The 835-nt window shown below is 75.6% G+C and carries 2 pseudogenes; one reads left to right on the top strand and one right to left on the bottom strand.

The features are described 5' to 3' along the window. Positions 1–282 (bottom strand): annotated as a pseudogene (locus tag G3I40_RS08595) (A/G-specific adenine glycosylase); the annotation flags it as partial. 253 nt (positions 283–535) lie between these two features. Between G3I40_RS08595 and G3I40_RS08590 the strand changes: the two are divergent. Next, positions 536–835 (top strand): annotated as a pseudogene (locus G3I40_RS08590) (ATP-binding protein); the annotation flags it as partial.

Here is an 835-nt window from a genome sequence, read left to right as displayed (position 1 = left end):
CGGATAGCCGAGCCGCCCCCAGGCGCGCACGGCCTCGCCGGGCGCCTCCTTGGCGAGGTCGGCGGGCCGCGGCCAGCGCGCCAGCCACTGCTCGTACACGGGCAGGACCCGGCTCACCGGGGTCTGCTGGAGCATGAACTCGCTCACCATCACGCCCCACGGGCCCGCGTCGGGGCGGCGCCAGGGCAGATCTCGGGCGTGGTCGGCGAACCAGTCGATGACGGGTTCGTGAAGAGCGGAGCGAGGCGGGATGTTCTCGGGGGTCTTCGTGAGCGCAGTCATGGCACTGCCGATCCTGCCACGTCCGACACCCGCGGCACGGCCCCCGCCGCGCACGCGTCACGGTCGGGCCGCGTCGTTCCCCGCGTGCGCATCCGTAAGAAGTCGTGCCGTTCCCCGCGTGCGCGCCTGTAAGAGCCGTGCCGTTCCCCGCGTGCGCGCCCGTGAGCGTCGGGTCGTGCGCCGGTCCCGGCCCTGCGCACCCCTGACGATCGGCAGGGGCGGTGGTGCCCCGGCCGCTTGTACCGTCGACGGGGTGAATCCCCGACGCCGAGCCGTCCTCGCGGACCTCTCCCTGTGGGCGGCGCTGGCCCTGCCGGTGCTCGCCGTCGAGCGGCTGCACCTGCACGAACCGGGCGGCGCCTGGCAGCAGCTCGCCGGGCTCGTCGTGCTCGGCGCGGCCTGCGCCCTGCACCGCAGGATGCCCGCGACCGCGTTCGTCCTGGCGGCCGCGCCGGGGCTGACCGTCGCCGCGTCCCTGTTCACCCTTTCCTACGGCGCCGCGCTCGCCGCCTTCGCGTACCTGATGGGCCTGCGCTCCCCGGCCGTGCGGCCC

This window comes from Streptomyces sp. SID14478 (assembly GCF_010548525.1).
In the GTDB taxonomy this organism is placed as follows: Bacteria; Actinomycetota; Actinomycetes; order Streptomycetales; family Streptomycetaceae; genus Streptomyces.
The sequence above is the reverse complement of the archived record's forward strand: the minus strand, read 5'-3'. Positions and strand labels throughout refer to the sequence as shown.